General features: G+C 72.3%; 2 protein-coding genes. One reads left to right on the top strand and one right to left on the bottom strand.

Annotation, left to right across the window (positions count from 1 at the left end):
• Positions 1–221, top strand: a 221-nt coding sequence (locus GSF22_RS32635; protein ID WP_208817760.1) for a hypothetical protein, incomplete at its 5' end; no start/stop codon positions are given.
• A gap of 92 nt (positions 222–313) precedes the next feature.
• Here the strand turns inward: GSF22_RS32635 and GSF22_RS32630 are convergent.
• Positions 314–2,689 carry a transketolase-like TK C-terminal-containing protein gene (locus tag GSF22_RS32630; protein WP_208817761.1) on the bottom strand — a complete coding sequence of 792 codons (2,376 nt, stop codon included), beginning with the start codon at positions 2,687–2,689 and terminating at the stop codon, positions 314–316.
• Positions 2,690–2,765: the final 76 nt, after the last annotated feature.

Here is a 2,765-nt window from a genome sequence, read left to right as displayed (position 1 = left end):
CCACCGACCGCGTCCCGTTCCCGCCGCGTTGCGCCCCTGTTTCGCCCCTGTTTCGCCCCTGTTTCGCCCCGTTGATCATGAAGTTGTTGTCGCGCCACGCCGGCACCGATGACAACAACTTCATGATCAACGGGGGCTGGGGTGGACCACGAGGGACTCACCTGCTCCCTTTGCTCTGCTTCAGCGGAGGCAACATTCCGCTTCCTGAAGTGTTGCCGTGACTGAAGCAGAGCAAAGGGAGCGTGGTGAGGGCCTGCCGGCCGGTGCGGCAAGCACCGCAACGGCCAACCGGGGCGCCGCAGCGGCAACCAGGTCAGCGCAGCGACAGGGCAGCCAGGGCCGCGTTGACGATGCTGCCGGGCAGCAGGTCGTGCAGCTCGTACAGCTCGTGCACCGTGCCGGACTGGCCGAACTCGTCCACCCCGAGCGGTACCGCCGGCACCCCGAGGGCCGACCCGAGCCAGGCCATCGCGTGCGACGCGGCGTCGTGCACGGTCACCACCGGCGCCCGCTCGGCGAACGCCGCCCGCAGCACCCCGGGCACGCTCGGCACGGTCGCCGTCCGTACCCCCTGACGCAGGGTCCGCTGCCAGGCCCGGTAGAGCCGGTCCAGCGAGGTCACGTCGACGACGTGCGCGGCGATACCCTCGTCGGCGAGTTCGGCCGCCGCCGCCAGCACCTCGGGCAGCACCGCACCGGAGGCGGCCAGGTGCACCACCGGGGCGTCCGCCAGTTCCGGGTACGCCTGGTGCGCGTCCACCAGCCGGTACGCCCCGGCGACCGCCTGCCGGCGCAGCACCGCGTCCCCGATCCGGGCGCGGGCCGCCTCGAACGGCGCCTGGTCGACCGGTCGGGTGGTCAGCCGGAAGTAGTACGCCCCGTCCTCGGTCGGCGCGGCCGTGGTGGTCCGGGCCGGGCCGGCGGCGATCTGCCCGAGCGCGTCGCAGAGCAGCCAGTCCAGCGTGGTGGCGTACGCCGGCTCGATGAAGGTCACCCCGGGCAGTTCCAGCCCCACCGACGCGGTGATGGTCGACTGGTGGGCGCCGCCCTCCGGAGCGAGCGTGACCCCCGACGGGGTACCGGCCACCACGAACCGGGACCCGGAGTAGGTGCCGTAGAGGAAGGCGTCCAGACCGCGCAGCACGAACGGGTCGTAGACCGTACCGACCGGCAGCAGCGGCTGGCCGGACAGGTCCCAGGACAGGCCGAGCTGACCGAGCAGCAGGAAGAGGTTCATCTCCGAGATGCCCAGCTCGATGTGCTGACCCGACGGTCCCTCGGTCCAGCGCAGCATCCGGTCCTCCGACCAGGAACGCTGCGCGCTGGGGGCGAAGACACCGGTCTTGTTGATGAAACCGGCCAGGTTCGTCGAGGTGGCGACGTCCGGTGCGGTGGTCACCAGGTACGGCGCGACCTGCTCGTCCCGGGCCAGGTCGACCAGTACCCGGCCGAAGACCTCCTGGGTGGAGATCGGCTTGTTGGCGCGTACCCGGGTGGTCTCCGGCACCGCGATCGGCAGGGCCTGCTCGCGCGGCGGCCGGGCCAGTTCCTCCCGGCGTGACGCCGCCCAGACCCCGGCGGGTGAGGCCGGGTCGAGCCGGTCCCACTCGGTGTCGGGGGTCAGCCCGTGCGCGGCGCGCAGCGCGTCGACCTGCTCGACGCTGAGCAGCGCGGAATGGTTGCGCGGGTTGCCGGCGATCGGCAGCCCCCAGCCCTTGACGGTGTACGCGAAGACCACACTCGGCCGGTCGGTGACCGCGTCGCACTGGGCGTACGCGTCGAGCATGGCGGTCAGGTCGTGCCCGCCCAGGTCGGTGACGAGCGGGCCGAGTTCGGCGTCGTCGATGCCGGCGACGAACTCCGCCACCTCGGCCGGGGCGCCGTCGAGGAACTGCCGGCGCAGCGCGGCACCGGTCAGGCCGAACAGCGACTGGTACTGCTCGTTGGGCATCCGGTCGATCCAGGCCCGCAGGTGCTCCCCGCCCGGCTCGGCGTACGCCGCCGCCAGCTTCCGGCCGTACTTGACCTCGACCACGTGCCAGCCGGCCGCCTCGAACTGCCGGCGCCACTGGTCGATCCGGATGCCCGGTACGACCCGGTCCAGCGACTGCCGGTTGAAGTCGACCAGCCACATGACGTTGCCGAGTCCGGTGGTGGCCGGGTCGGCGACGGCCTCCCAGATGTTCCCCTCGTCCAGTTCGGCGTCCCCGATGATGGCGACGAACCGGGACCGGGGCCGGTCACCGAAGTGCGCGTCGACGTACCGGCGGGTCACGGCGGCGAAGAGCGGGGCCGCCGCACCCAGCCCCACCGAGCCGGTGGAGAAGTCCACCCCGTCCGGGTCCTTGGTGCGGGACGGGTACGACTGGAGGCCGCCCCGGGCGCGCAGCCGGGGCAGGTACGACCGGTCCAGGTTGCCGAGCAGGTACTGCACGGCGTGGTAGACCGGCGAGGCGTGCGGCTTGACCGCGACCCGGTCGGCCTGGTCGAGGTGCGCGAACCACAGCGCGGTCATCGCGGTGACCAGGGACGCACTGGACGCCTGATGCCCACCGACCTTGACCCCGTCACCGGTGACCCGGTCGTGGTTGGCCGCGTCGACGATCCGGGTGGCGAGCCAGAGCACCCGTCGCTGGATCTCGTCGAGGACGTCGAGGTTGAGGTCGGGGCGGGACGGATGTGTGCTCACGTCGTACTCCAGGGGCCGGACCGTCGCCGCTGGCGGCCCGTCGAAGGGGTGTTGTGGTACGGCGGGTGGCGTGGGA

This window comes from Micromonospora echinofusca, assembly GCF_017614955.1.
In the GTDB taxonomy this organism is placed as follows: Bacteria; Actinomycetota; Actinomycetes; order Mycobacteriales; family Micromonosporaceae; genus Micromonospora; species Micromonospora echinofusca_A.
Note: the sequence above shows the minus strand (reverse complement) of the source record. Positions and strands in the feature narration are given on the sequence as shown.